Origin of the sequence: Halalkalibacter urbisdiaboli, assembly GCF_002156385.1 — a bacterium.
Lineage (GTDB): Bacteria > Bacillota > Bacilli > Bacillales > Bacillaceae_D > Halalkalibacter_A > Halalkalibacter_A urbisdiaboli.
The window spans coordinates 1,042,182-1,068,954 of record NZ_MVJM01000001.1 but is presented as its reverse complement, the minus strand read 5'-3'; the positions used below and the strand labels follow the sequence as shown (position 1 = coordinate 1,068,954).

General features: G+C 34.1%; 29 protein-coding genes. 19 read left to right on the top strand and 10 right to left on the bottom strand.

Translation table 11 applies throughout. The annotated features are described in order from the left end of the window. Window positions 1-15: 15 nt before the first annotated feature. Together B1R93_RS05400 and B1R93_RS05395 are read right to left on the bottom strand one after the other, a co-directional pair. Entirely contained in the window at window positions 16-807 is a 792-nt protein-coding gene (locus B1R93_RS05400; protein ID WP_088102923.1) for a potassium channel family protein, read from the bottom strand. 38 nt (window positions 808-845) lie between these two features. Further along, window positions 846-1,067: a hypothetical protein gene (locus B1R93_RS05395; RefSeq protein ID WP_088102922.1), complete on the bottom strand. Its 222-nt coding sequence runs from the start codon at window positions 1,065-1,067 to the stop codon at window positions 846-848. A gap of 155 nt (window positions 1,068-1,222) precedes the next feature. Between B1R93_RS05395 and ilvD the strand changes: the two genes are divergently transcribed. From ilvD to B1R93_RS05360, 7 genes are all read left to right on the top strand, one after another. Continuing rightward, entirely contained in the window at window positions 1,223-2,914 is a 1,692-nt protein-coding gene (gene ilvD, locus B1R93_RS05390) for a dihydroxy-acid dehydratase (RefSeq protein ID WP_088102921.1), read from the top strand. Window positions 2,915-3,315: 401 nt separating this feature from the next. Then, the gene (locus tag B1R93_RS05385; protein WP_088102920.1) at window positions 3,316-5,031 is read left to right on the top strand and encodes an ABC transporter ATP-binding protein; all 1,716 of its coding nucleotides are present in this window, start codon (window positions 3,316-3,318) and stop codon (window positions 5,029-5,031) included. A gap of 375 nt (window positions 5,032-5,406) precedes the next feature. Beyond that, window positions 5,407-6,495 (top strand): rhamnogalacturonan acetylesterase, encoded by a 1,089-nt coding sequence (locus B1R93_RS05380; RefSeq protein ID WP_088102919.1) that lies wholly within the window; start codon window positions 5,407-5,409, stop codon window positions 6,493-6,495. Between the two features lie 233 nt (window positions 6,496-6,728). Beyond that, window positions 6,729-7,253, top strand: a complete 525-nt coding sequence (locus tag B1R93_RS05375; protein WP_088102918.1) for a DinB family protein — start codon at window positions 6,729-6,731, stop codon at window positions 7,251-7,253. Window positions 7,254-7,337: 84 nt separating this feature from the next. Next, the gene (locus tag B1R93_RS05370; RefSeq protein WP_088103414.1) at window positions 7,338-7,913 is read left to right on the top strand and encodes a nucleotidyltransferase family protein; all 576 of its coding nucleotides are present in this window, start codon (window positions 7,338-7,340) and stop codon (window positions 7,911-7,913) included. Between the two features lie 380 nt (window positions 7,914-8,293). Further along, complete coding sequence (locus B1R93_RS05365; protein WP_133058604.1) at window positions 8,294-8,824, top strand: hypothetical protein; 531 nt, start codon at window positions 8,294-8,296, stop codon at window positions 8,822-8,824. Between the two features lie 114 nt (window positions 8,825-8,938). Beyond that, window positions 8,939-9,388 carry a hypothetical protein gene (locus B1R93_RS05360; protein ID WP_088102916.1) on the top strand — a complete coding sequence of 150 codons (450 nt, stop codon included), beginning with the start codon at window positions 8,939-8,941 and terminating at the stop codon, window positions 9,386-9,388. Window positions 9,389-9,941: 553 nt separating this feature from the next. On the opposite strand, the gene B1R93_RS05355 is transcribed toward B1R93_RS05360, so the two are convergent. From B1R93_RS05355 to B1R93_RS05320, 8 genes are read right to left on the bottom strand one after another with little or no spacing between them, the layout of a single operon-like run. Then, window positions 9,942-11,498 carry a proton-conducting transporter transmembrane domain-containing protein gene (locus B1R93_RS05355; RefSeq protein WP_088102915.1) on the bottom strand — a complete coding sequence of 519 codons (1,557 nt, stop codon included), beginning with the start codon at window positions 11,496-11,498 and terminating at the stop codon, window positions 9,942-9,944. Between the two features lie 2 nt (window positions 11,499-11,500). Beyond that, window positions 11,501-12,967, bottom strand: a complete 1,467-nt coding sequence (locus tag B1R93_RS05350) for a complex I subunit 5 family protein (protein WP_088102914.1) — start codon at window positions 12,965-12,967, stop codon at window positions 11,501-11,503. Between the two features lie 22 nt (window positions 12,968-12,989). After that, on the bottom strand, window positions 12,990-13,325 hold the full coding sequence (locus B1R93_RS05345; RefSeq protein WP_088102913.1) for a sodium:proton antiporter: 336 nt from the start codon (window positions 13,323-13,325) through the stop codon (window positions 12,990-12,992). Window positions 13,326-13,327: 2 nt separating this feature from the next. Further along, complete coding sequence (gene mbhE / locus B1R93_RS05340; protein WP_088102912.1) at window positions 13,328-14,050, bottom strand: hydrogen gas-evolving membrane-bound hydrogenase subunit E; 723 nt, start codon at window positions 14,048-14,050, stop codon at window positions 13,328-13,330. Between the two features lie 4 nt (window positions 14,051-14,054). After that, window positions 14,055-14,288: a Na(+)/H(+) antiporter subunit B gene (locus tag B1R93_RS05335; RefSeq protein WP_088102911.1), complete on the bottom strand. Its 234-nt coding sequence runs from the start codon at window positions 14,286-14,288 to the stop codon at window positions 14,055-14,057. 14 nt (window positions 14,289-14,302) lie between these two features. After that, window positions 14,303-14,638, bottom strand: coding sequence for a monovalent cation/H(+) antiporter subunit G (gene mnhG, locus B1R93_RS05330; protein ID WP_207634118.1), 336 nt, complete (start codon window positions 14,636-14,638; stop codon window positions 14,303-14,305). Further along, window positions 14,631-14,894 (bottom strand): monovalent cation/H+ antiporter complex subunit F, encoded by a 264-nt coding sequence (locus B1R93_RS05325; protein ID WP_088102910.1) that lies wholly within the window; start codon window positions 14,892-14,894, stop codon window positions 14,631-14,633. The genes mnhG and B1R93_RS05325 overlap by 8 nt, the downstream gene beginning before the upstream one ends. A gap of 57 nt (window positions 14,895-14,951) precedes the next feature. Further along, on the bottom strand, window positions 14,952-15,458 hold the full coding sequence (locus tag B1R93_RS05320; protein WP_165763735.1) for a Na+/H+ antiporter subunit E: 507 nt from the start codon (window positions 15,456-15,458) through the stop codon (window positions 14,952-14,954). Between the two features lie 516 nt (window positions 15,459-15,974). On the opposite strand from B1R93_RS05320, the gene B1R93_RS05310 reads away from it, so the two are divergent. From B1R93_RS05310 to B1R93_RS05260, 12 genes are all read left to right on the top strand, one after another. Then, on the top strand, window positions 15,975-16,970 hold the full coding sequence (locus B1R93_RS05310; RefSeq protein ID WP_245308196.1) for a hypothetical protein: 996 nt from the start codon (window positions 15,975-15,977) through the stop codon (window positions 16,968-16,970). A gap of 309 nt (window positions 16,971-17,279) precedes the next feature. Continuing rightward, window positions 17,280-17,765, top strand: coding sequence for an SMI1/KNR4 family protein (locus B1R93_RS05305; RefSeq protein WP_088102906.1), 486 nt, complete (start codon window positions 17,280-17,282; stop codon window positions 17,763-17,765). A 148-nt stretch (window positions 17,766-17,913) separates the two neighbouring features. Then, window positions 17,914-18,507: an RNA polymerase sigma factor SigZ gene (gene sigZ, locus B1R93_RS05300; RefSeq protein ID WP_088102905.1), complete on the top strand. Its 594-nt coding sequence runs from the start codon at window positions 17,914-17,916 to the stop codon at window positions 18,505-18,507. A gap of 75 nt (window positions 18,508-18,582) precedes the next feature. Next, on the top strand, window positions 18,583-19,182 hold the full coding sequence (locus tag B1R93_RS05295; protein ID WP_088102904.1) for a DUF2703 domain-containing protein: 600 nt from the start codon (window positions 18,583-18,585) through the stop codon (window positions 19,180-19,182). Window positions 19,183-19,406: 224 nt separating this feature from the next. Beyond that, entirely contained in the window at window positions 19,407-19,805 is a 399-nt protein-coding gene (locus B1R93_RS05290; RefSeq protein ID WP_088102903.1) for a hypothetical protein, read from the top strand. Window positions 19,806-20,172: 367 nt separating this feature from the next. Further along, the gene (locus B1R93_RS05285) at window positions 20,173-20,928 is read left to right on the top strand and encodes a DUF3891 family protein (protein WP_088102902.1); all 756 of its coding nucleotides are present in this window, start codon (window positions 20,173-20,175) and stop codon (window positions 20,926-20,928) included. Window positions 20,929-21,533: 605 nt separating this feature from the next. After that, complete coding sequence (locus tag B1R93_RS05280; protein WP_133058603.1) at window positions 21,534-23,300, top strand: methyl-accepting chemotaxis protein; 1,767 nt, start codon at window positions 21,534-21,536, stop codon at window positions 23,298-23,300. A 279-nt stretch (window positions 23,301-23,579) separates the two neighbouring features. Further along, on the top strand, window positions 23,580-24,044 hold the full coding sequence (locus B1R93_RS23775) for a hypothetical protein (RefSeq protein WP_342587503.1): 465 nt from the start codon (window positions 23,580-23,582) through the stop codon (window positions 24,042-24,044). 24 nt (window positions 24,045-24,068) lie between these two features. Beyond that, window positions 24,069-24,437 (top strand): phosphotransferase, encoded by a 369-nt coding sequence (locus tag B1R93_RS23770; protein WP_342587515.1) that lies wholly within the window; start codon window positions 24,069-24,071, stop codon window positions 24,435-24,437. Between the two features lie 274 nt (window positions 24,438-24,711). Next, complete coding sequence (locus tag B1R93_RS05270; RefSeq protein ID WP_088102900.1) at window positions 24,712-25,062, top strand: PadR family transcriptional regulator; 351 nt, start codon at window positions 24,712-24,714, stop codon at window positions 25,060-25,062. Continuing rightward, window positions 25,049-25,873 carry a permease prefix domain 1-containing protein gene (locus tag B1R93_RS05265; RefSeq protein WP_088102899.1) on the top strand — a complete coding sequence of 275 codons (825 nt, stop codon included), beginning with the start codon at window positions 25,049-25,051 and terminating at the stop codon, window positions 25,871-25,873. Before B1R93_RS05270 ends, B1R93_RS05265 begins: the two co-directional genes overlap by 14 nt. Window positions 25,874-26,108: 235 nt before the next feature. Further along, window positions 26,109-26,773, top strand: a 665-nt coding sequence (locus tag B1R93_RS05260; protein WP_133058622.1) for an SAM-dependent methyltransferase, incomplete at its 3' end; no start/stop codon positions are given.

Below are 26,773 nucleotides of genomic sequence, written 5' to 3'. Positions count from 1 at the left end.
CTTTCATTTTTGATGTTATGGTTGAGTACGAAGCGCTGTTGATGCCATTAAATCAGTAAATGGTTTAGTTGATAAAATAAACTCATCGACAAACTCTTGATTCGTATTTGAAATATGGTCTTCGTCTAAAATTTCAGCAATCACTTTAGCTGTTGTTTCATGTTGATTAGCTAAATGCTTAATGGTAGAAGCAATTAATAATGTTTTTCCATCCTCTGACGTTTGATCAGCGGGATAATCAATCGCAAAAATACAAATAGAATCTGCTTTTAAAATATTTGCTCGCTCAAGAGTAGCTGATTTTGACGGGTTACCTTGTACGTAATGAATTTGTTTATGATTCATAGGAGAATTGCTCATTTGGTCAATTAGAACGATGTTAGCTGAGGGGTTTTGCCTTAAAATACCCTCAATCGTTTTTTTCGTTTTTTGAGACCAGTTAATCATAACGAGATGATGTTCTCCTTGATAGCCCATGATTTCGGCCTCCCTCATTTCTTCATAATTATTAAGTAAATCAATCCATTTCGCTATCATAATTGCAAAAAGGCCTACTCCGCAGAGATAGAGGATGACAGTATACAGCTTTCCGACAACCGTTTTAGGGATAAAATCACCAAAGCCTACTTGGGAGACCGTAGTCATAACAAACCAAAACCCGTTAAAAGGAGTTTTGAATTCCTTTGGCTCTAACCAATACATGATAAACCCACTTAAAATGATAAAGACAATACCGAATATGATTAATTTCCAATGCTCAATATTGATCGATTTTTTTAATACTTTCTTAATAAGACCTACTAACATTCGAATTTCTCCTAAGAACTTATTTTTTTAACCAATCATTAATCACTGTCACCGATAACATTGACAAGGGGCTGCCCATGTAAGTTTTCGATGTCACCGACTTCTTCGTCATGACGCTCGGCGCTATTTCGTATGTCAAGAATCATTTCTTCTGGTGCACGATGTTCGTTTTGTAAAACGACCCAATTTGTTATTGTCTTTTCTTTTGAATCATAAACAGCATATTGCTCCTTCTCTTTGATTAACCAAAAGCGTTTCATATTTACCACCTCTTTCGTATTATTTCACTTTAATAAATCGCTATTAAAGGTAAAAAGTGTAAAATAGGGTTTCGAACTAAAATGTCCGATTAATGGTTAAAGTCCCACGTTTTGTGGAACATAATAAATAACTACATAAGAAGGAGAGTGTCATTATGGGAGAAGAACATAAGGATTTGCGCATTCGTAGTATTGATATAAGTGAAGGAGAAAATCGTGCGCCGAATCGGGCGATGCTTAGAGCAACGGGGTTTAAGGATGAAGACTTTAAAAAACCAATGATTGGAATTGCAAGTACGTGGAGTGAAGTAACTCCTTGTAATATTCATATCGACAAGCTTGCGCTAGAGGCAAAAGAAGGTGCCAAACAAGGTGGAGGCTCTCCGATTATTTTTAACACGATAACGGTTTCTGACGGTATTTCAATGGGGCATGAAGGCATGCGCTATTCATTACCAAGTCGCGAGGTTATTGCTGATTCAATTGAAACTGTGATGGGGGCTCAACGTCTTGATGGTCTTGTAGCAATTGGTGGCTGTGATAAAAATATGCCTGGGTGTATGATTGCGATTGGTCGACTTAATGTTCCTGCTGTATTTACATATGGTGGGACGATTGCACCGGGAAAATCGAAAACGTGGGATGACCTAGATATTGTTTCTGTCTTTGAAGCCGTTGGGAAACGAAGTGCTGGCAATATGGATGATGACACGTTTAAAGATATCGAGTGTCATGCTTGTCCAGGGGCAGGCTCCTGTGGGGGAATGTATACAGCTAATACGATGGCATCAGCGATTGAAGCAATGGGGATGAGCTTGCCAGGAAGTGCATCTAATCCAGCTGAATCACCAGATAAATTGGTAGACTGTAATAATGCCGGTGAAGCTGTAGTTGACCTGTTACGAAAGGGCATTTACCCGAAAGACATTATGACGAAGAAGGCGTTTGAAAATGCGATTACCGTTGTTATGGCACTTGGCGGTTCAACGAATGCCTTTCTCCATCTATTAGCGATCGCTCATTCAGTTGATGTCGATTTAAGCTTGGACGACTTTGACCGAATCAGGAAAAAGGTTCCTCACCTAGCTGATTTAAAACCGAGTGGTAAGTATGTTATGCAAAATCTCCATGAGGTAGGGGGCGTTTCAGCTGTCATGAAATTATTGCTCGAGAATGGGCTCTTACATGGAGAGTGTTTAACTGTTACTGGAAAGACCTTGGCGGAAAATTTGGCGGAACAGCCATCATTAAAAGAAGGACAAGAGATTATACGTTCCTTTGCTAATCCAATCCGTGAAAGTGGCCCACTTTTTGTGTTAAAAGGCAATCTTGCGCCAGAAGGAGCCGTTGCAAAAATGTCTGGCTTGAAAGTGAAGAAAATGACCGGACCAGCAAAGGTGTTTGATACAGAGCCAGAAGCAACGGAGGCCGTTTTAAATAACGAAATTAACGAAGGTGATATTGTTGTCATTCGGTATGCTGGACCAAAGGGAGGTCCGGGTATGTCGGAAATGCTTTCGATTACAGCGATTATCGTCGGGAAAGGCTTAGGGGAAAAGGTAGGCTTAATTACGGATGGACGTTTTTCCGGAGGAACGCATGGATTAGTCGTCGGACATGTTGCGCCAGAAGCGCAGGTGGGGGGACCAATTGCTCTTCTTAGAAACGGTGATATGATTACAATTGATAGTGAAACACAGGAATTAAACGTTAATGTTACTGTAGAGGAGATGGAAGCACGTTTAAAAGAATGGACTGCCCCACCTCTTAAGTACGAAAGAGGAATTTTAAACAAATATGCTAAATTGGTTTCATCTGCTTCTAAAGGAGCCGTGACGGATTTGTAATAACAAGAAACAAAAATTTAATTAAACGTTTGTTTAAAATACAAAAGGAAAGCCGAGGATGCCTAGCTCCTCGGCTTATTATTTCTATTTCAGTATTAAATAAGTTAAATAAATCAATGATAGGATTCCAGGGTTTCTTAACTTTTTTACTGTCATGTTGGTTCCCTCCTAAATGGTTTCATTTGATTAATTAAATACTAACATGTATTTTATTTACATATTTAAAAATGGTAAGGAAATATAACAGGGAAAAACGACTGAAAGGCGTAGTTGATGTAATTCATCGTACAACTTATAATGGTAAATGATTCTCATTATTATCGAGTTAATTTACACATCGTTTATGGATGTCTTTAGTTCAACATCTTGAGACCTGACAAAAGAGAAAGAAGGAATTAGATATGATTCGGCGTTTTTTTTCGTATTACAAACCTTATAAAGGTTTATTTTATTTGGATTTTAGCTGTGCCATTATTGCAGGACTACTCGAATTAGGGTTTCCTCTTGTTGTTAACGTATTTATAGATAAATTGTTGCCTAGTCAGGATTGGACGCTCATTACATGGGCTTGTATTGGTTTACTAGTTTTATATAGTGTTAATGCCGGTCTCCAATATGTCGTGACGTATTGGGGTCACATGCTCGGTATTAACATTGAAACCGATATGCGCAAAAAGCTGTTTGAGCATATTCAAAAGCTATCCTTCAATTATTTTGATAATAATAAAACGGGTCACTTGATGTCGCGGTTAACCAATGATTTGATGGAGATTGGAGAAGTGGCTCACCATGGACCAGAGGATGTCTTTCTCGCGTTTATGACCTTGTTTGGTGCATTTTTTGTGATGCTGTATATCAACTGGAAAATGGCGATACTCACGTTTTTAGTTATCCCGTTCCTCATTTGGTTAGCGATTTATTTTAATAAAAAGATGACGGGAGCATTTCGTAGTTTGTTCAAGGATATTGCTGATTTTAATGCAAGGGTAGAGAATAATGTTGGTGGGATTCGTGTCGTACAAGCTTTTGCGAACGAAAAACATGAGAAAGCTCAATTTGCTGTAAATAACCAACGTTTCCGTTTGACCAAATTAACGTCCTATAAAATTATGGCGCAAAGCGCATCGTCGAGCTATCTAGTTATGAGGATAGTATCGCTGTTTGTTCTCGTTTGTGGTACGTATTTTGTCATCAGAGGAGAGCTCACTTATGGTGAATTTGTAGGATTTGTCCTTTTAACAGCCGTGTTATTCCGACCAATTGAAAAGATTAATGCCGTCATTGAAAGTTATCCTAAAGGGATCGCTGGATTCAAGCGATATGTGGATCTTCTGGATACGGAGCCTGATATTCAGGATGCACCCGATGCAATCGAGGTCGAAGAAGTAACCGGAGATATTCGTTATCAAGATGTTTCGTTTGGATATGAGAATGGGGCCTCCATTCTAACTAATATTGATTTGACGATAAAGCCTGGTGAAACGGTAGCGTTTGTTGGCCCTTCAGGAGCAGGGAAGACAACGCTTTGTAGCCTACTCCCTCGCTTTTATGAAGTGACCGCTGGCAGCATTACGATAGACGGTATAGATATTCGAAACATGAAAATGACATCACTTCGCAAACAAATTGGAATCGTTCAACAGGATGTCTTTCTATTCTCCGGAAGCCTTCGTGAAAATATTGCTTATGGAAAGCTAGAGGCAACAGAAGAAGAAATATGGGAGGCGGCAAAACGGGCGCAGCTAGAGGAGTTAATTCAATCACAGCCTGAGGGGCTTGATACGATTATTGGTGAGCGAGGGGTCAAGCTTTCAGGTGGGCAAAAGCAGCGCTTAGCGATTGCCCGGATGTTCTTGAAAAATCCACCAATTCTTATTTTAGATGAAGCAACCTCAGCTTTAGATACAGAGACAGAGCTTGCGATCCAACAGTCTTTACGAGAGCTGTCTGAAGGACGGACAACCCTTGTCATTGCACACCGATTAGCAACGATTAAGGATGCTGACAAAATTGTTGTCGTCACAAAGAATGGCATCGAGGAGCAAGGGAGTCATCAAGAATTGCTAGAGAAAGATGGTTCTTATAGTAGACTGCATCAGGCGCAGTTTGGAGTGTAGAATAACTAAAGTCTCAAAAGGGGGATGAATCCCTTTTTGAGACTTTTTGTTGAGGAATTTCCGCGTGTCGCTTGTGTTGAAGTCAATTTCGAAAACGAATTAGAATGTTTTTAATATGCGGGTAATCTACTGGGCATGTTTTAAAATGTATACATGTTCCTGTACTGAGTTGGACTGATGTGTTCAAGTTTCTTAAAGACAGAGCAATAATAGTTTACATATCTCTAGTTTTTAAACAATGATATCGGTTATTTTGATTATGAAAAGCGTATATATTTGTTATTATCATTATGAATCAAAACATTTGAAAAATGACCAACGTGTAGAGCCATTGCTACCATTTATGTTGATAGATAAAAAGGATAGGTGATACCTATGACATCATATACATTCAAATTTGGTGAATACAGAAAGAAACAGGATGAAACTTTTATTTCAATGGAAGCGCTCTATAACCGTGTACTAGGTTATGGATTTTTTACACCACTTGAACGTTCGAAAAATGAGGATGATAAACAATTTCCGGGTGATTTCGCTTTATCTCCGCGTCCTTCTTTTGTCGTGAAGGTGGCAAATGGAACATATAAGGTAACAGTAGTAGTCGGAGACGAAAAACGTCCAGCACATGTGATAATAAAAACAGGTGCTGGAAGACTTGTATTAGGGGAAATTAAAACGGAGCCCGGCCAGTTTAGGAAAGAGACATTTGCTTGTCACGTAGATGATGGGTATTTTAAGATAGCCTTTTTAGGAGAGGCTCCCTATATAGATTATGTAGAACTAGAACTAGTCGAAATGCCAACGATCTATTTAGTTGGGGACTCAACTGTAACCGATCAAGCTGCAGCTCAATTTCCATATACAGGATGGGGGCAGGTGTTTCCAAAATATTTATCAGATAAGGCAGCAGTAGCTAATTATGCGCGCTCAGGTCGGAGCTCGAAAAGCTTTATTGATGAAGGACGCTTAGACACCATTTGGGAGCAGATAAAGCCCAATGACTTTTTAATGATTCAGTTTGGGCATAATGACCAAAAGCCAGATGAGCGTGGAACAGAGCCTTTTTCTTCGTATAAGAACTATTTAAACATTTATATAGATGGTGCAAAACAAAGAGGTGCAATTCCAATATTAGTTACCTCGATGCATCGACGAACATTTGATCATAATGGGCAAATTATTGATACCCATGGTGAATATATAAAAGCTATGAAGGAGCTTAGTGTTGATGAAGGTGTGGAATTAATTGACTTGCATGAAAAAAGCAAGCATCTATATGAAAGATATGGTCCAGAACGTTCAAAGGACTTGTTTATGTGGGCAAAGGCTGGAGAATTCGAGCAGTTTCCTGAAGAGCTGAAAGATGATACTCATTTCAATCTAAAGGGAGCAAAGGAAATCTCTACGTTAGTTGTAGAAGAAATTATTGAGAGAAACCTATCTTTAAAACATTTTTTACGATAAATCGTCTCGAACAGCTAAATAAAATAAAAGGAAAAATAGTACAAGAAGTAGTAGTACATCCTCTAGAATGAAAGAAGAATCTATTAATGATTTTTGTAAAGGTGTCAACGTTTTGGAGGAGGGTTGTTTAAATTTTGATTGTGGAATATAATGGGATTTTCATAGAATGATTGATATTATCAGGTTAGCTTGAACATGGCTTATCAGTAAAAAAGTGAGGAGGAAAAACTGAGATGCTTTACGATTTACAAGGTGAAGCAAATATGTCACCAATTGTAGGAATATTATATTCCACTGTGAAAGAAAATAGCCAACGACTTAAAGTTATCACTAATGGCATGTCTCTAGAAGAAATAGATTACAAGGGACCGAATAACAATATGAATAGTACCGCTCAATTAATCAAACATATCATGTATGTTGATCTGAATTGGGTGTTCAGAATAAAAGGACAACCACTTCCTGATGCTCTAAAAGAACAATATGGACCTATGATAGATACAAATAATAGGCTTCCGATGGTCAAAGGGAAGTCTTTGAACACACTCATATCTGAATATGAAGGTGTTATAAAAATGTTGAAAGATACATGTACACAATTAACAGATGCTGATCTAGACAATGTTGTCACTTTTGGACATGAAAATGAAAAGCAAGCCACCATTCGATGGGGCCTATGGCATATGGCTGACCATAACCGCTATCATCAGGCTCATATTAATCAGCTTAGAAAATGGTATAAAGGAAGTTTACTTTAAAAGAAGGCCAATGTTTATGCTGAGCTAACAAGGCATCGCTTGTTTCACTAAGGCGGCAGATACTTTAAAAGGAGTTCATTCATGATGATAAACGAGGAAGACATACTTGCTCTTATTAGAGAAGATAAATGGATGATGGATATATTAAACACTGTAAAAACTTTACATTTGCCAGATTGGTGGATTTGTGCTGGATTTGTCAGGTCAAAAATATGGGATGAATTACATGACTTTAGTATAAGGACAACGATTCCAGATATTGATGTAATCTTTTTTGAGCCTTCAATTATTGATGAATTAGTAGAAAAGAAACTCGAAGACAAACTAAAATCCCTTACTCCAACTATTCCTTGGTCAGTTAAAAATCAAGCAAGAATGCATAGTAGAAATAAGGTACCTCCTTACACTTCTTCTGTTGATGCGATTTCAAAGTTCCCAGAAACAGCTACAGCCTTAGGGGTAAAGATAGACGAGCAGGACAACCTTATTTTAGCAGCACCTTGTGGAATTAGTGATGTTGTCAATTTAGAGGTGAAGCCAACTCCTTACTTTTCAGAAACTAAAGAACGATTGAAGATATACGAAGAACGCATAACAAAAAAGAATTGGAAATCAATATGGAATAAATTAAAAGTATATCACATTAAAAGTTCTTACTAAGAAAAAGGGTGAAAGTGAAGGAACTTGTCGTAACGGGGTGTTCCTATTGTTGTTGTCATATATTAGACAATATAATCAACCCCTAGAAAGCGCCCCTACTACAGGGACGCTTTTTCTTTGTCTTTACCACACGCATAAGGAAATTAATGTTAAAATTTAAACGGCGTTATTCAAATAACGAAGCAGGACTGTTGAACAAATTTAGAAGGAATATAAGTAGGGTATTTACTTAGTTTTTGGGAATTATCGGGTTTTATATTAGGTTCTTTATTGATTTGTACATGCTAATTAAAAAAGGAAAGGCATGATTTTTATTCAACGAACGGGTAGCGTTTCTGCAACAGCAGCAGGAACGTTTTCTCACTAACGGAGCACTGTAGTTGAAGAAGAAACATTTTATTGATAATAATCGTCTTTATTATAAAGGAGTGGTTAGTTTGAAGCTCAAAGCGTTTGAAATGGTTATTTGGTTGTTTATCGTCTTAGTGGTGGTTATTTTTTCAGCAGGATGCTCCGTTACAGAGTTAGAAGGTGATACACCACCAATACCAAGTGTTACTGTTGGAGAAGAAAACATTGAAGTTGTACGAGCATCCTATTGTTGGAATACTGGTTGCGTTGACTATGCTGGACCTCCTGAGATACTAGAGGGAAAAGTACCATTTCAAGTACAAAAAGGTGAAAATATTAAAATCCAATTTGATTATGAACCAAAGCCATTTAGTATTTCTGTATCAAGAATGCTCGACACAGACCAAGAATGGGTAAAGGATGAATTAGTCAATGGTGTACTTACTGTTCCAAATGAAGAAGGTATATACTATTATGATTTTTTAGTAAATTGGCACTCAGAAGATGGTAAGTATTCATTAGGGGATTCCTTTTATGCTTTTGCGATTGAAGTAAAATAATCTTAGCGACTGTTATTAAGCTAAAGGGTGCATTTCTTAAACTACGGATCTTATTGAAGTAAATGGTAGGTTATTTTAAACAATTCTATAATTTGGAATGCGGAGGGGGAAAGTATGAATAAAAAATTAATTATTTTATTTATGGTTTTATTAATAGTTGGGTGTAGTAATAAACCTGACATTACAGTAGAGGATATTGAAAAAATACAATTAGAGTTAGTAGAAACTCAAACTATGGAAAATGGAACTGAATATCATATTAGACTTTTAAACGGTAGTGACTATGTAATTAAACAAAATACTGTTCACTTCGAATATCCGATTAAATTAGATAATGGGATAAAAGAAAACAATTACAAGATTGAAGCAATCAATAACAGGCTTAATATACAGCCTGACGAAGAGGTTATGCTTTATGTATTTGCCCCTTTTGAGGGAATGCCTGAAAAGGGAACATTAGCTATGGATGAGCCAAGTGTTATGGTAACGGGTTACTTAGAAGAGGTAAATGAAGAGTATATGTTTTCTAAAGGTGGGACTTTAACTTTAAATCAGTCAGAATAAAATAATCTTTAAAAAGGGAGCATTATGTAACAATGATATTGTTCTTTCTTCAACTAACCTACCAAGAGTAGTTAAAAAAGACAAAAAGACCAAACAAATAACGTTGCTTAGACTTCTTACTACGAATTTGTCTTTGGGATTTGATTATCTTTAGCTAGTCATTTTATTAAGCCAATAACACCTCTTATAGATAAAATAGTAAAGGATAGAGATTTTCTTAGAGGGTAATATAGGGTACAAAACAATAGCAAGAGAAATGGGGCACAACATAGTTCAGGAGTTTACATTTTAACTTCCTTTTCCTTTTATGATTAAGTTTTAAACTTATTTATCTAATCATGTTGGTATAATACCAATATTAAAACAAAACAAGGAAGGATATGGGTTAATGAAGTTGAAGGATTATAGTGAATTTTGCCCGCAGTGTAAATCCGATCGACATGTCCTTTCTGGTTTTATTTCTACGTGTCCATCAAATCAGGTATAGGTCAATTGGTATAATTCACAGTTGTATAATGTTCAAATCTATATTCATCATAACAGTAGATGGATATTAAAACACTAACAATAACAACAGAATGATTAAAGTGGTAGTTGCCCATAACAAATATTTATTTAAATTTCCGTCATGATAGTTACTTAACTCATAGCCTGTAGTTACAAATATTTTAGCGATTTTACGATACATATCATAATATAGAAGTCTCTCATAGTTCTTCACTAAATATTTCTTAAATAAAATAAATATAGGAATTGACCAGAGAAAGGGCTGAATTCCACTTAACATATGTTTTATATCGAAATAATTAATATCTACATCAATATTAGTTAAATTTCCCAACAAAAAAGGATTAAGACCAATCAATATCATCATAACAGTTAAAAATCCCAATCCTAACTGCATGCTGATGGCTGGTTTTTTAGCTAAGTTCATATTACTATTTTTGAAAAATGCATAATAGATAAATTTTAAAAACATTAAAGAAGTCCCAAAACTCATCAGGTTCAAACCCCAGGTTAATAATGGTTCCTGTATCGCTTCTTTAATAATGGTTTTACTCATATATCCATTAAAAAAAGGAACTCCAGCTATTCCCATAAAAGCTACCAATGTTGCTATAGAAGTAACAGGAAGTTTTCTGCCCATGCCCCCTAAATTTTCAAAACTGTCCTTTCCTGTGGTATAAATGACAACTCCCACTGCCATAAATAATACAGTTTTATATAATATGTGATTAACCAGGTGAAACATAGCTCCAGCTATTCCCGTAGCAGTACCAATACTAATACCAATAATCATAAAACCAACCTGGGTTATTATGGAATAGCTCAAAAATTTACGGACCTGGTTTTGCCTTAATGCCATTACAATTCCAAACAACGCCGAAATAAGACCGGCATAAGCCAAAATATTTATCCCGGACAGTAGACGGCACATTACATATACGCCCACTTTTGTCGTATATATTGACAAAACGACTGCAACATAAAATGGAGCTTTGCTGTAAGCCAATGGTAGCCAAGTATGGAAACCCACAAAGGCCAGCTTAATTGCTACCCCAAGCATAAAAAAAGGGATTCCAGCATCTATAGCATTCAGAGATAAATTACCTGTAGCCGAATACTGTAAAAATATCCCCCATAATAAACTTAAACCTCCTGCCACCTGCATTAGAAAATAATAATACCCCGTTTTTTTAGTTAAATCACTTGCCATTATAATAATAAAAGATGAACTGATTGTCATTAATTCCCAGAAGACATACAGAGTAAACAGATCACCGGAAAAAACCACGGTCAGGGCACTACCGATAAACACAAATATTAAACTTAAAATAATTCGGGAACATATATTAATGGAATAAATTACAGCAGCTAGGCCAGCGACAGCAAAAATTAACCCTGTTAATTTACTGATACGATCTACTTGAAAAGGAACTAGAGTAAAATGGAGAAAATCGACCTGAAAACGATAACCAGGCATTAAATAGAACGTAACAATCAGGGCTCCTGTAGTAATAAGGAAAGATAGGATGTATTTTATTTTATTATTAATGGGCAAAAGTAATAGTAAAGCCCCTGCTATATATAAGAAACCTGGAGTAATCATCTTCAACCCCCTAGTAATATTCTTATGTATTCCCCATTATCCAGTAAAAAGTTCGGAATTTTATTAATTAGACTTAAAGGTAATGAGGGGACTAGACCAAATACAATACATAAACTGCCCAGAAAGATAGTCGGTAATCGTAAAGATAAACCTGGTTCTTTTATTTCGATTGTTTGTTCGGTTTTTGTATATAATTTTACAATTACTTTTGAATAGTACGTTAAAGATAAAAACGTTCCTACCAGAATAAAAAAGGCAGCATAAACAAAACCAGCTTCTAGAGCTGCTTCAACAATAAGCCACTTACTGATAAACCCATTGAAGGGAGGCAGGCCTACTATTGCAAGGGAAGCAACCACAAAGATAAATGAAAGTATGGGGAATCTATAACCCAGCCCTTTAATATCTTCTATATCAACAGCGTTTAAACTATAATAAAAAATTGCTAAAACTAAAAATAAAGTCCCTTTCATTATTGCGTGATTTAAAATATGGAAACTTCCACCAATTAATCCTCCTTCATTGCCCACAAATAATCCGATTATGATATACGCTACCTGAGCAATACTGGAATACGCAAGAAGCCGGTTTAAATTTGATTGCTGAAAGGCTAAAAAATGAGCAATAATAAAAGAAATGACTCCCCAGAAAACAACAAGATTTAATATTCCACTTTCATCCAGAAATTCAATTCCAAACATAATATATAATACTTTAATTAATGCATATACAGCAGATTTCATCACCAATCCCGAAGATAAAACATTATAAGGGATAGGGGAAGCTTCATAAGCATCTGGTAGCCAGGCATGCAGAGGAATTAACCCTATTTTTATTGCATAACCAAAAACAAAACAGGCCATAACTGTACTTTTTATCTTAAAAGGGATATCTTCAAATTCCAGAGATATTTCCGCCATATTTAGCGTTCCAGTTAAATAATAAGTTAAGATTGTAGCCAGTAAAATAAAAAAGCTCCCAAATGTAGACATTAACAAATACTTAAAAGTACCTTCTAATCCTTTTTTAGACTTTTTTACCGCCACCAGAGCACAAGAACTCAGAGAACTCACTTCTAGAAATACATAAAGATTGAATAAATCAGCAGTAAGAACCATTCCTGCAATACCGGCTATCATTAAATATGTAAGAATAAAATATTTATATTTACTAATTTTGATAAATTTCAGGGAAAAAATAATAACAGGTAAAAATAAAATAGCTATTATTAACAAAAACATGGTGGAAAAAGGATCCACCATTAAATTTATTCCCAAGAGCCCCCAATCACCAATACTGTAAACTTTTGGGGGATAACTATTAGTAATAACTAAAATTAATAAATATAGATAAATGATCGCACTACCAGTTACGAGAGGCATAAAAATCTTTTTAAAATATAACTTAGATATTCCAAGAAAAAATGCGGTTAATAAAGGTAAAATGATAATCCAGACAGCCACTTCCATTATTACCCTCCAAAGAGCAAAATTATCCTCTCAATTTTCGAACCTCATCAATGTTTAAAGTTCCATATTTTTTATGAATCTTAATCACCAACGCCAGCATAACAGCTGTAACACTTGTCCCAATAACAATTGTTGTTAAGGCCAGTGCCTGAGGGATAGGATCAACTACTACTTCATATTGCTTGTCTAAAATAGGCGCAGTTCCACCCGGTTTATAACTTACCAGTATTAATAATAAAATCAAAGAAGATTCTACAATAGTAAATCCAATAACAATTTTTAATAAATTTTTCTTGGTAATGATCGTATAAATTCCAAGACAGAACAAAATGATTACTGAAACATATGGTATTTCCAATATTATTTCTCCTTAATCAAACTATTGAAAATGATCGCCAGACCAGCTCCTACTTTTATACCAATCATTAAATTTAAGTAAGGTATTAACCCGGCACTAATCAATTCCCCGCTATTTCCTAGGTCAAAATTGGCTTGTCCGTTGGCCAGAAAATTGCTTCCAGTCAATACTGCGAGTAATCCCAGTAAAATAAAACCTATGGCTCCTATATTCTCTAATAACTTTTTTTTGGCAGGTTTGAATTTAAATTCAGAAAATTCAACACCATAGGTAACTGTCAATAGAATGGGAACTATAGACAGAACAACTCCTCCAACAAAACCCCCGCCAGGAGTAAGATGACCAAATAATACTAAATACACTCCTAAAACTGCTAAAAAAGGAATGAGAAATGTTGTAGTTTGATAAACCAACATTGTAAATTTAGTACCCGGCATTTTAGCTTTTATTACGGGAACCAGAAAAGCTAAAATAGCAGCAGCTGTTAACAGCACAGTTGCTTCACCCAAAGTATCAAAAGTCCGGTAATCATATAGGACTGAAGTAACTAAATTTATCGCCCCGGTTTCCTGTACCCCTTCAGAAATATAGTATTCAGATAAATATCTTTTACTATTGCTATCAAGATTATGTATTTCATAAAAGATAAATAATAAGAAAATAGCCAGCAATACAACAAGGCCTATTTTATAGAGTTTTTTAAACATCTCATTCATTCTACTCATTTCGTCAATACTCCGTGTGATTTATAGTAATTACAAAAAAAACAGTAGTTAAGCCAGCAGCAATTACCGCTTCAGCCATAGCAGGACCCGGAGCCTGGAGAATTACAAAAATAACGACTAGGATAGCACCGAATATCGGGAGGGCAATAACTGAGGTTGATATATCTTTAGTAAATACCATAAAAAATGCAGTAATTATTAAAAATATCATTAACATATTCAATATAATATCAATCACGACTTTACCTCCAATCACTCCTCAATGTCGTTTTTTGCAATTGTTTTGGGTATGATATTAAAATTGTTAGAAAAACTGGCGATGAGATGAATGGCTATCGGATTAGTGACTAATAAAAAAATGATGATTACAATTAGTTTTAAAGAAACAAAGCTACTTCCTTCCAGAACGATACATCCCATTAAAACTGAAATACCTCCGGCCATTAGGCATTTAGAGCCAGCATGTAACCTAGTATACAAATCAGGAAAACGAATCATTCCCACAGCAGTACTTAACAAAAAATAAATACCTGTTATTAAAAATACATAAACAAATATTTGTCTGAAAAAATGAATTAAATCAATCACCAACTCCTCCTTTCTCTGGTTTTGTAATGTTTTTCGTGATAACTAAAACATTAATAAATAAAAACACCCCATAAACTAAAGCCACATCAATAAAAATTTTTCTGTCAAAATAAAAACTTAATAAAACTAAAACTAATAAAAACATTACACCTATAGAATTCATAGCAATTATTCTATCAGGTACACTGGGACCTTTAATTACCCTATAAAAAGTTAAAATAGCGGATAAGACAATTGCCAGTATGAAATAAAGCACGAATATCACACTCCACATTGAATAAAAAACATAAAATAATCAGGTACTTATACTGAGTTAATCAAATAGTTTAGCTATCAAATTCTCATGTTTACGGATAAGTGCTTTCTTTACTTCTACTTCATCTTCACTGTGCACATCGATCCAGTGAATAAAATAATTTCTATTTAAAATATCGAAATCCAATGCAAGGGTCCCTTGAGTTAATGTAATAAAATTGGCTAAAATGGCATGACTGTTTTTATTTTCAAGAGATGTTTTTAATTTAACTATTCGGGGAGAAAATGAAGGTTTAATTTCAAATGCATGTCTGGATACTCTGAATGCAGATAAAAATACATCATATATAAAAGCACTGATCACCAAAAATATGTAATATATTTTTAAAAAAAATTCTTTCGTCCCATATTTCAGTTGTACTGATCTATGGACATTATTTGCTAACATAAGCGATATAAGAGAACAAATTATAGTACCCAACAAAAATACCTCGATATTTACGCGGTCTGCCAAAACAAACCATAATGCCAACGTTTGAATAAATATTAATAATTTTTTCTTCAAATTATGTACCTCCACTTTAAATGTAGCTAACACAGTTGGAATCAATGGAAAACATAGTTAGTAATCTTATTATCACCATTTGATGAGTTATTATTATGAAGATATTTAAATTCTAAGGATCAGGAGAAATCCAATGCGGTATTTTAGTTTTTGGGGCATCAACAACTACATAAAGAAAAGGAATACGTAGAGCATATAGGGAATGGCAAAAGGCAGATAACCAGTAAGAAAGCGAACAACAAGCAAATTTGTTTAATGAAAAGGTGCTTATACAAAAAAGTGATTGCTGCACAGTACAAGGATACTACGCATTCAAACGACAGTAATCGTTAAAGTATGTGAAGAAATGTACTTAAACTAATGGGGGCGTTCCTGCAATTAGACAGGGACGCTTTTTCTATGCCAATGAAAAGGAAATTAATGTTAAACTATAGGAGCAGGATAGTTGAACAAGGAAAATCGTTTTAAATGTTATGATATGCACGAAGTCGCAAGAAGGTTTTACGTTAAAAAGGAGTGGTTGTTTTGGTCACTACTGAAGTATGCGAAGCCTGTAAGATAAATCTAATAAGCGTTGTTGAGGAATCTGATGATGAAAAACAACCCTACAGGCTTTGTCTGGAGTGTCGTGATAGATTAGTAAAATATTCTCTTAAACCTATTGAGTGGTATAACTTAGCGGTTATTCATTCTCCAAAGAAATTCTTATTACACGATGATTTTTATGATGATGGAGAAGCTACTCAACCAGAAGAAGAAGTATATGTGTCTGATAATGATATGGCACCAACACTAGAAAGTGTTAAAAATGATTTGGAATTGTTGTTGGATTTTTCAATTACGAGATGGTTCCTTGAGGATGAGGTAATATATGCTCTGAACCAGCATGATAAAGTTTCCCTATTAAATTCTGTCAAATATCGATTTTATGACACTGTAAATTATGAAGTAAAATCAAGAATGTTAGAAATAATAGCTGATGTTCTTGGTGATGTTGCTTCTGATTGGGTTAGAGAACTTTGGGATAACTACGATGATAATTTCTTGATTCAATTATCTTGGGCAACATCAAGTAGTTTGCCTACGAAAGAAGGTCTGAAATACATTTTCGAAAAATTACAATCTTTAAGCGATAAAGAACTAAGTATGTCTGTATTTTCGTGTTTGCACAGATTTCGCTCAAATGAAGTGCTTGATTGGATTGAAAACAACTGTATGACGTTTCATGATAATTGGGGGAGATTAGCGGCTCTATGCTTTCCGACTTGGGAGAGGATGAAAGCATGGTTAGCGAAAGGACGACCTCTTAGCTTGGTGGCATTAGACACAATGGCTAAATGTGCAGCAATAGGTAACGACCCATATATTGAAAGGTTCAATCCGAAAATAATTATGACAAATATGAGTGAAATTAACACTGTGTTAGACAGATATTACGATAACGATGCTGTACCTCGTGTTAAGAACAAAAGAGAAAGAATTTTAAACCATAAAGAGGTTATTTTTGAGTAAATTCAAGGCAACCCAATAAGGCTGTTTTTTAGTAAGTTTGCTAATGAAGTAATAGAAATTTATTCTGTCTAGAAAAGGTGTAGTTTTCTATGTGAAGTAGGAATTATACTTCACTAACGGGAGCATTTCTGTAATAAAGTGGGAATGCTTTTTCTTTTTTTAAAACATAAAAGGAAATTAATGTTAAAATAAATATGACGTTGTTAAGCTAAAGGGTCAAATTTAGTTGAAGAAGGAAATGACATAAATACAGGGGAACATTATACTTAGGCTGTCTACATTTTTTTTATGAAAAAGGAAGGAATAAGTATGGAACTTCAACTTTTGATTGATAAAGTAAAAAACTTCTCAAACTGTGTAGTTCATTCTCATTCAGGCTATCCAGTTGTAGAAAAAAGTCATCTATTACCAAACGATTTATATGAATTTTATAAAATATGTGGTGGGATTGACTTATTTATTGACTGTGATTATAGGATAACAATCGTTCCTCCTAACGAGTTTGTACTAGCAAACCCTCTAATAATAGGTGAAAAAGCTGAATATGATATTTCTTCAAATTGGTACATAATTGGTCGTGATGGTAATAACGATTACTTAACAATTGACCTTAATAAGTCACGTTTAGGTAGATGTTATGATAGCAATTGGGAAATTCACGGTGTAGTTGGTAGTTGCCCTATAATCGCCAATTCCTTTACGGACTTATTAAATCGGCTAGTAATGAATAACGGTAACCTTTGGTATTGGCTTGAAGATGATTTTATCTCTCTTGGAGATGCATATGATGAATGAAAGGCTTGTTGAGCTAACGGGTGCTTAAACGGAATAACTGGAGTTGTCGTTGCGGCTACTCCTTTTGTACTAACTAACAGGTTAGTTTAATAAAGAACTATTTACATATGCTAATTAATCTAATATAAAGTTTAAAATATCAAAGAGGGTGTTTGAAATAAAACAGATTAATATTGAACAAATTTGGGAGGAGTTATCATTCTCTGTAATGAGATTCATTAGGGAGCGTGTTTCCAATGAACAAGATGCCGAGGATATTCTTCAAAAAGTGTTTATAAAAATTTATAACCATTTATCAGATTTAAGTGAGCAAAAAAATCTTAATTCTTGGATATACCAAATAACAAAAAATACTATTATTGATCATTATAGAAGCCAAGCTAAAAATCAAACTATGTTACATTATGGGGATAACAAAGAGATACTTCATCCTGAAACTAATATAAATAACGAAAATGAAGTAGTTACTACGTGGTTAAAGGAGTTAATAGAACAACTACCTAAAAAATATAAAGATGCACTTATCTATGTAGAATTAGAACAGCATACCCAAAAGGAATTAGCAACTAAATTAGGTTTATCCCTTTCAGGTGCTAAATCAAGAGTTCAACGTGGTAGGGAGAAGTTAAGGAATATACTTTTTGAATGTTGCCATATAGAGTTCGATAATTATGGTAATATCCTTGATTATGATGTAAATAAAGGAAATTGTTCTTGTCGTGAAATTAAGGAAATTCAATAAAAGATTTGCGTCCTTTTTAAAAAACCTCCGTCTTTATAAGTGAAAGAATTATTTAAGAAAAGAGGAGGTTTTATAATGTCAAACTGCCAGAATGACAAAGCTAGAAGCTCAGATACTTGCGACTGTAACAATGATGAATCGAAAAGAATCATTGTAGAACAGGAGAAAAAACAATTAATTATTGATTTTATGTACATTGACCTTCAAGTATGTACTCGTTGTCAAGGAACTGAGAAGAGTCTAAAGGATGCGGTAAACGAAGTATCTAATTTGTTAGAAAACATTGGCTATGACGTGGAAGTAAATAATATTTTGGTTGAGGATGAAGAGCAAGCAAAGAGTTTGAAATTTATCAGTTCACCAACTATTAGAATTAACGGGGAGGATATCCAATTAACGATAAAAGAAAGTAACTGTGATACTTGTGGTACACTAACGGGTTCCAGTGTTGATTGTCGTGTGTGGATTTATGAGGGTAAGGAATATAATGAAGTTCCAAAATCACTTATTATGGATGCTATTTTAAAGGAAGTTTATCGTACTGAACAGAATCTATTGGGAGGTAAAAAAGAATCATATGTCCTTCCTGAAAATCTAAAACGTTTTTTTGCTCGTAAGCGAATACACATTGAACAATGCTGTATTCCTAATGAAGGGACAAATGAGTGTTGTTAAATAATGACATTTAAGCTAAAGGGTGAGATGTTTCAATAACGAAGGATCGCTTTTTTTGATAAAAAGGTTTGTGAAGAATTGTACTTAAAGTAACGGGGGCGTTGATCCAAGAAGGGTTAGCGCCTTTTTTGTAGAAATTATTCGGCTAAAGGAGCAGTTTTCTTTAATAACACTTTTTTAATCGGGGACAATACCAACTGAATTTAAAAGTCAGAAGGGGTTATATGAAAAGTCTTTTTTGGTTCTTAAAAATTGCAGTATATATGGGATGTTATCTTTTATTTACAACGTATTGGAGACATTATGGCTGGTGGTTCATAGTGGTTATTGCACTTATATTAATTATATCTGATATTTTTCTTACTAAAAAAATTGAATATTACGAGAGAGAGCAAACATTAGAAAAGTATCCTAGATTAAAGAATATAAATGAAGGACAAAGCATTTCAATTGTTCTTAAAAATGGAGACAAATTAACGAACGTAATATACTTTTTATTAGATAATGGCAGAATTTATGTGTACGATGCATCAAATCTATATGGTAAACAAGAAAAAAAGACTAAAGATATGACTTCAATAAAATTAAAAAAGATAAAATCAATTATGGTAGTCGATGAATAATTATGTTTTTGTTTAACTTACGGGTAGCAAGAGTTTAATAAGAGGATACTGCAGCCTTTCCAATCAGCATAACAAAACACGGTCTCCTTTATTCAAGAAAATAATATAATTTACTAGTAAAATGATTTCAAATTAATTCAAGCAAGAATAACTCTTAGATTGCTAATTTTTATAAATCAATTATCGGCGTGGTTGTTTAAAAATCATCTAAAGTTCTTCTTAACTAATCACGCCCCCATGGATTATGTTCTCAGCTTCTCCCCGACTATACTTTGTTATAAAGTCGATAAGGAGGATATTATAAAGTCTAACAAATAAGTTATGTTGTAAAATGGTATTTCCATTTTGTTAATTTAGGGGGGGAATTATGATAATTTTAGAAACTGGGGACTACTTCAAAATGACTACCCAGCATGATCATTCGATTTTTTCCGGGGAACTTGCAAAGCATCTTGAAGATAATTTATTTATAGACGCTGAATATAAAGATGCAGTCATACTAGCCATAAGAGAACATGATCGCGCCTGGATTAGATTGGATCAAATGCCAATATGGAATGACCAAAGAAATATACCATTTTCTTTTATGGATTACCCGCTTTTCCCAAAGATATCTATGTACAGCAAAGGTATTGATGAAGTAGAAGAAATGAATCAATATTCAGCTTTGTTATGTAGTATTCACTACACTTCCTTCGGACACATTCGTAAATCTAAACACAAGGATTGTGTTGATTACATGAAAAATGAGTTTACGAGACAAAAAAAGTTGAAATCAAATTTACATAATCCCAACGAAGAAATGATTAAAAAGCATTTTAAGTTATTACAGTTGTTCGATGAACTTTCACTTTACGTATGTTTAAATGAAGAGGGTACCTCTAAAAGCCACGAACACCCTTGGTATGTAGAGGGTTTTGAAACATTGATAGATGGTCAACGTTATTATGCTGAGTGGAAAAGTAGAGCTGAAATCAAGATAGAGCCTTTTCCATTTACAGATGAATTTGATATTACTTTTAAAACAAAATATATATCAAAAGATTTAAGAGAAAAAATTGGTATTAACTCCGCATATATTGATACTAGTTATACGCTAAATAATTTTAAAATAGTACGGTGATATAAAATATAAAGAATCCCTTCTTAATTAAAAGTAATGTGAAGTGGTACTTAAGTTAATGGGTACTTTGCTTCAATAAAGGGCAAGGCCTTTTTCTTATTTAACAAACGGATGCGTTCCTACAACAGGGACGCTTTTTCTTTGTCTTTACCACACGCATAAGGAAAGTGAGGTTGAAATTAAAAGGTGTTATTCAATTAACGGGGCAGAATAGTGAAAAAACTAGGCGTTCAATTTATGAAACGACTATTTGTTATAAGACAGCTTTCATTCTATTGTCAGTAACTGCTTGTAATCAACAATCAGATATTGATATGAGTGAAACTTTGGGTAAATCCGAAGATTACTTTAGACAATTAGGGAGGAATTTGTGGTGCACCCCAAAAGTTAGAGTAAGAATTTAATTTTTTGGGGTCACATCAGACTGTTTGCTTCTTTTTTATTATTTGGCAGTATGAATGGAAGCAGAGAACCGTCCTTGCGCTTCCACAAATCCCATTTGTCGATAATTGACGAATGCTGTAATATTATCTATTATATTATATAAGAACTAGTATTTTAGAATTAGGAATTTCATTTTAATACAGGGGGGGGAAGTGTTATCTATGAAAAAGATAATATCTATTAGAACAAAGCTTGGCTTGTTGTTAGCAATACCTATTATTATCTTCTCAATTATTATTGGTTACAACCTATTTTCTGAGAAACAGACAACGGACCAGTTAATTGAAACACTTTATGAAGATACTTATGTGAGCGCCACCAATTTAATACAGGCAGATCGTGATATGTATCAAGCAGGTGCGGAATTTTCTAATGTGCTATACATTAACGAAGAGCAAGAGCAGCAAGAGCAATCTTTTAAGGAATACACGGAAAATGTAAATCAAGTAAAAGAAAGAGTAGCCCATGCAAAGTCATTAATTGAAACAAATGCATCCTTTACAACATTAAAACATGAGGATAGTAATCTCACTATGGCGGAACTATTTACTGAATTCGAAACGAATTTTGCTGAATGGGAAAATGTATCAAGTGATTTAATGATTCAAGCGGAGACGGAGGACGTAGCTACTAATGTAACTCTTAGAACAAATGTTGAAAATAGTTATGAGTTATTTGAAAAAGCTAGAACTAATTTGGATGAAGTTGAACAGCTTATTGATGAAGATGCTAAACAATTGATTGATAGTCTTAATCAAAAAAATCAGCAAAAGTTTATTATTAATATAGTCGTCTTACTCGTAGTTATCATCTTAATAAGCATCTTTGGTTCACTATTCATTTTTAAAACAAATAAATCAATTAATAGTATTGTAGAGGTTTCGGGAAAAATTGCAAATGGCGATCTAACTAGTTCACCTCTAAAAGTTCAATCACGAGATGAATTAGGGCAATTGACCGAAACTGTAAACGTGATGAACGAAAATTTGAACAAGTTAGTAAGATCAGTTGATCATTCTGTAGTAGAAGTCGTTGATTCATCAGCTGGCATGAGCGCAACATCAGAAGAGGTAGCTGCATCGATTGATGAAATTGTTCATTCTATTGATGATATCGCTCAAGGTGCTTCTAAAGGTGCACATGATGCGGAGCGTACTAATCAAAAAACAAAAGATTTATCAGTTCAAATAGAAAGTGTTAAGGAGAACACGGCTACTATGCTACAACAATCACAAGTGGCTGAACAAGCAAGTCAAAAGGGTATTTCACAAATTGGATCCCTCAGAGATACTTCTAATCAAACAAGTGAAGTTTTAGCTGAAGTTAGCACTGTCATTACTCAATTGACTTCAAAAGTTAAGGACATTGAAAGTGTGGTTGATGTCATCAATGGACTTTCAGACCAAACCAATCTATTAGCCTTAAATGCTAGTATTGAGGCCGCGCGTGCAGGTGAACATGGTAAAGGCTTTGCCGTTGTTGCTGACGAAGTAAGAAAATTAGCGGAACAATCTTCAACAGCAACGTCCGAAATAAGATCGACGATTCAAGTGATTGTGAATGAAGCAAACAATGCTTCAAAAGCAATAGAAACAACTGAAGCGATCTCGATCAAACAAAAAGATTCTGTTACGGACACAGAGCAGGTTTTTCAATCTATTAATGATTCAGTACAAAGTATTATCCAATCAATAAAGAACATAGACAACGGTGTAACCAATATGAACGAGCTCCAGAAGGAAGTACTATCAGCGATTGAAAGTATTTCTGCTTTTACAGAACAATCTGCTGCTTCCACACAACAGGTTTCTGCTTCAACAGAAGAGCAATTAAAAGCAATCGATCAGGTTGCTCAATCCGCAGAAAAATTAAGTGAGTTAAGCGAAGAGTTAAAAACATCTATTAAACAGTTTAGTTATAAAAATTAAAAGATGTGGTGCACCCCAAAAGTTAGAGTAAGAATTTAACTTTTGGGGGTCACATCAATTCAAATTCCTTCCCCTTTATATCTAAAAATCCGTGGAGTCATTTTTAATGGTCTTACCTTGGAGATAACTTCAAATGCTTACCTATTGCTAACGTTCCTACAACAGGGACGTTTTTTCTTTGTCTTAACCACACGCATAAGGAAATTAAATTAAAAGGTGTTATTCAAGTAACGGGGCAGAAGAGTTGAATAAGGTCTTATTTGAAAGTAGGTAGAAATAATGAATATCGAAGAGATAATTAAAGAACTAATTTTCAATAAAATAATTCATAATGAACCAACAGAATATAAACAATTAATTGGGGGTACTGTCAGTGAGTTGTATCTCCTTAAATTTGATGGTTTTAAATATGTAGTTAAGTTAAATGAACCAAAAGTTATTGAATCGGAGGCGAAGTTTCTAAATTATTACAATGAATCAAATTTATTACCTAAACTTCTATACGCTGAACAATCATATAAGTATATAGTTTATTCATATATAAATGGTTCTACCAATTATGATAGAAAGAATAAAAAGCAAATGCTCAAGGTACTTGTGCAAGGACTTCTAAACAATTATAAGTCCTCTCCTAATGATTTTGGTTGGGGATGGGCGGATCAACCAGTGGATACTTGGCAGAGTTTTCTTATGGATGAAATTATTGAAACAAAGAAGATTTTAGATTCACGATTAGATATTTAGGAATATAACTTCGTATATAACCTCATCAAAAAAACTACAAGAGATAGAAAATCATACTTATTGCACGGAGATTGTGGAGTACATAATTTCATTTTTAATGATGGGGAGTTATTTGGTGTAATCGATCCAATTCCTGTAATCGGAGATCCTATTTATGATTTAATATATGCCTTTTGCTCTTCCCCAGATGATTTGACAAAAGAAACCATAGATTCAGCTGTTAGTCAATTAATGATAAAAAAAGAAAAAAACATTCCTTTTTTATATGAAGAAGTGATTATTGGCTTATATCTTAGGTTAGGGACTTGTATTAAACATCATCCGCATGATTTTGAGGAATATCTAAAAGCCTGGTACTACTGGAAGGATTTAATCATGAACGTAGAATTATAAAATATTTTTCTTTAAGTAACAGAGGAGATAAAAATTCAAATAAAATAAGTAAAAAGGTAGTCAGTTAATTGAGAGTAGCGACATTTAATGTATGGAATAATAACGAGACATGGACTATACAACAATGATCTTTAACAAACGGGGCATTACCGCAACAAGGGTAATGCTTTTTTCTTTAAGTAAGTGGTAGTTTTTTTATTTTATGATATTTTTTGAAGGAATACCTTGTTTTATTAGGTAATATATTTTATAGTGAGTTAGGAGGTGGGTAAATTTGGAAGTGAATAAAGAGGTTTTAAAAGGTCACATTGATACATTGATCCTGTCGTTATTACATACAAGGGATATGTATGGTTATGAGTTAGCGAAATTGGTTCGAGAAAAAAGTGAAAATCAATTTGAATTAAAAGAAGGCACGCTTTATTTGTCTTTAAAGCGATTAGAAAAAAATAAATGGATTTCTTCTTATTGGGGTGACGAGCAAGGACTAGGTGGAAGAAGAAAATATTATAAACTCACACCTTTGGGTGAAGAAGGCTTTGAAGAAAAACGTAAGGAATGGGAGTTTGTTAAAAACATGATTGATTCATTTTTAGAAGGGGGCGAAAAATATGAAAAAAATTGAAGCATTTGTTGATGAGGTTTACCATAGTGTCGGTGGAAATAGAGAAGAAATTGAAGAGTTAAAATCAGAAATGAAAAATCATTTACTGGAAGCTGTTCATGAGCTGAAAAAAGAAGGAAAATCGGAACAAGAAGCAATAGAAATCGCCATTGAACGATTTGGTGGGGAAAAAGAAATGCGTTCTGTTGTCGGTAAACTGTTTAATGCACAAAAAATGTTTGCAAAATCTGTTCTATACTGTTCCGTAGTATTTCTTTTATTATCTTTATCAATTTTTGGTTTCGTTTGGCAATATGAAGAACAACATTCACACGAACTTTCTGTAATTGCTACACAGATAGCAGACGAATTAGAAGGCAAAGAAGTAGTTTCTTCAGAACTGGAAAAAGAAGTAGCAAGATTAGTAGAAAGTACGGATTTTATTTCAGAGGTTAGCATTTATAATTCAAAAAACATAAGAACAGAAGGCGAAAACTACGTTTCATATAATACAGATTTAATGAAACCAGATTATCAATACAAAAGAATCGTTTGGGCTCCCGAATGGCTAGCTCATGACTTTTACCCTTATGGAAATGGCGATAAAGAGTGGTATGTTGAAATGGAACACAGAAATTTTGGTACTTTTGGAAGTTATGTTTTATTAGTAGGAGTGGCAATCTATGCAACTTTGTTTACGATTTGGGCGACAATTAACGCGTATCAACATAGACGATTAAATGCTGGCTGGGTTATTGCTTTTGCTTTATTAAATGTTGTCGGTTATTTACTTTATGTTTTAGTAGGAAAAAGGAAAATAACGGCTCAATAATAGGATAACAGTAATAATATTATTCCTGTATTAATTCAACTAAAGGGCGATTTTTTGTTGGATTAAGAGAAGTAAACATTTAAGATTGTGAATATTTGTACTTAAATTAACGGGTGCGAATCTTCAACAAGAGGATTCGCTTATTTCTAGTACAACAGAAAGGTGAAAAAATGGTTACTATTACCAATTTATTGTGATAATATGAATGTAATCTTTTTAGAAGAGGTGAGTATAGTTGAGTAGAGTTGAGAAGAGTACAAAGTTAGATTTAGAACGAATTGTTTTTATTGGGAGAACCTTTGAAGAGTATTTGGATATGTTCTCGCTTTCAAAGGAAAAACTACAAGGAAAGAAAATACTCGATTGTCCAGCAGGAGCTTGTTCATTTACTGCTGTTGGAAACGAATTAGGTTTAGATGTAACAGCATGTGATATTGCATATTATCATTCGGGTGAAGACTTAAAAAATAAAGGTCTTCAAGATATTGAACACGCAATGGAGCATATGGAAAAAGCGAAAAATAATTATAAATGGGATTATTTTAATAATGTAGAAGGTCTTAGAAAACATCGTTTAAAAGCCTTGCAAGATTGTACCAACGATATGAGGGAATCCAGCGAAAGATACATTCCCGTTACTTTACCTTCGTTACCATTTAAGAATGCAGAATTTGATATTCTTCTTTCGGCACATTTTTTATTTATGTATGCGGATAGATTAGATTATCAATTTCATATCGAAACGCTAAATGAGTTATTGAGGGTTACGAAAGAGGAAGTTCGTATTTTCCCTTTAGTTGATTTAGAGGGAAAAAGATATGAGCATTTAGATAAAATGATAAGTTATCTGGCTGACAACGGCTATACAGTTGAAGAAGTGGAAGTACCATATGAATTTCA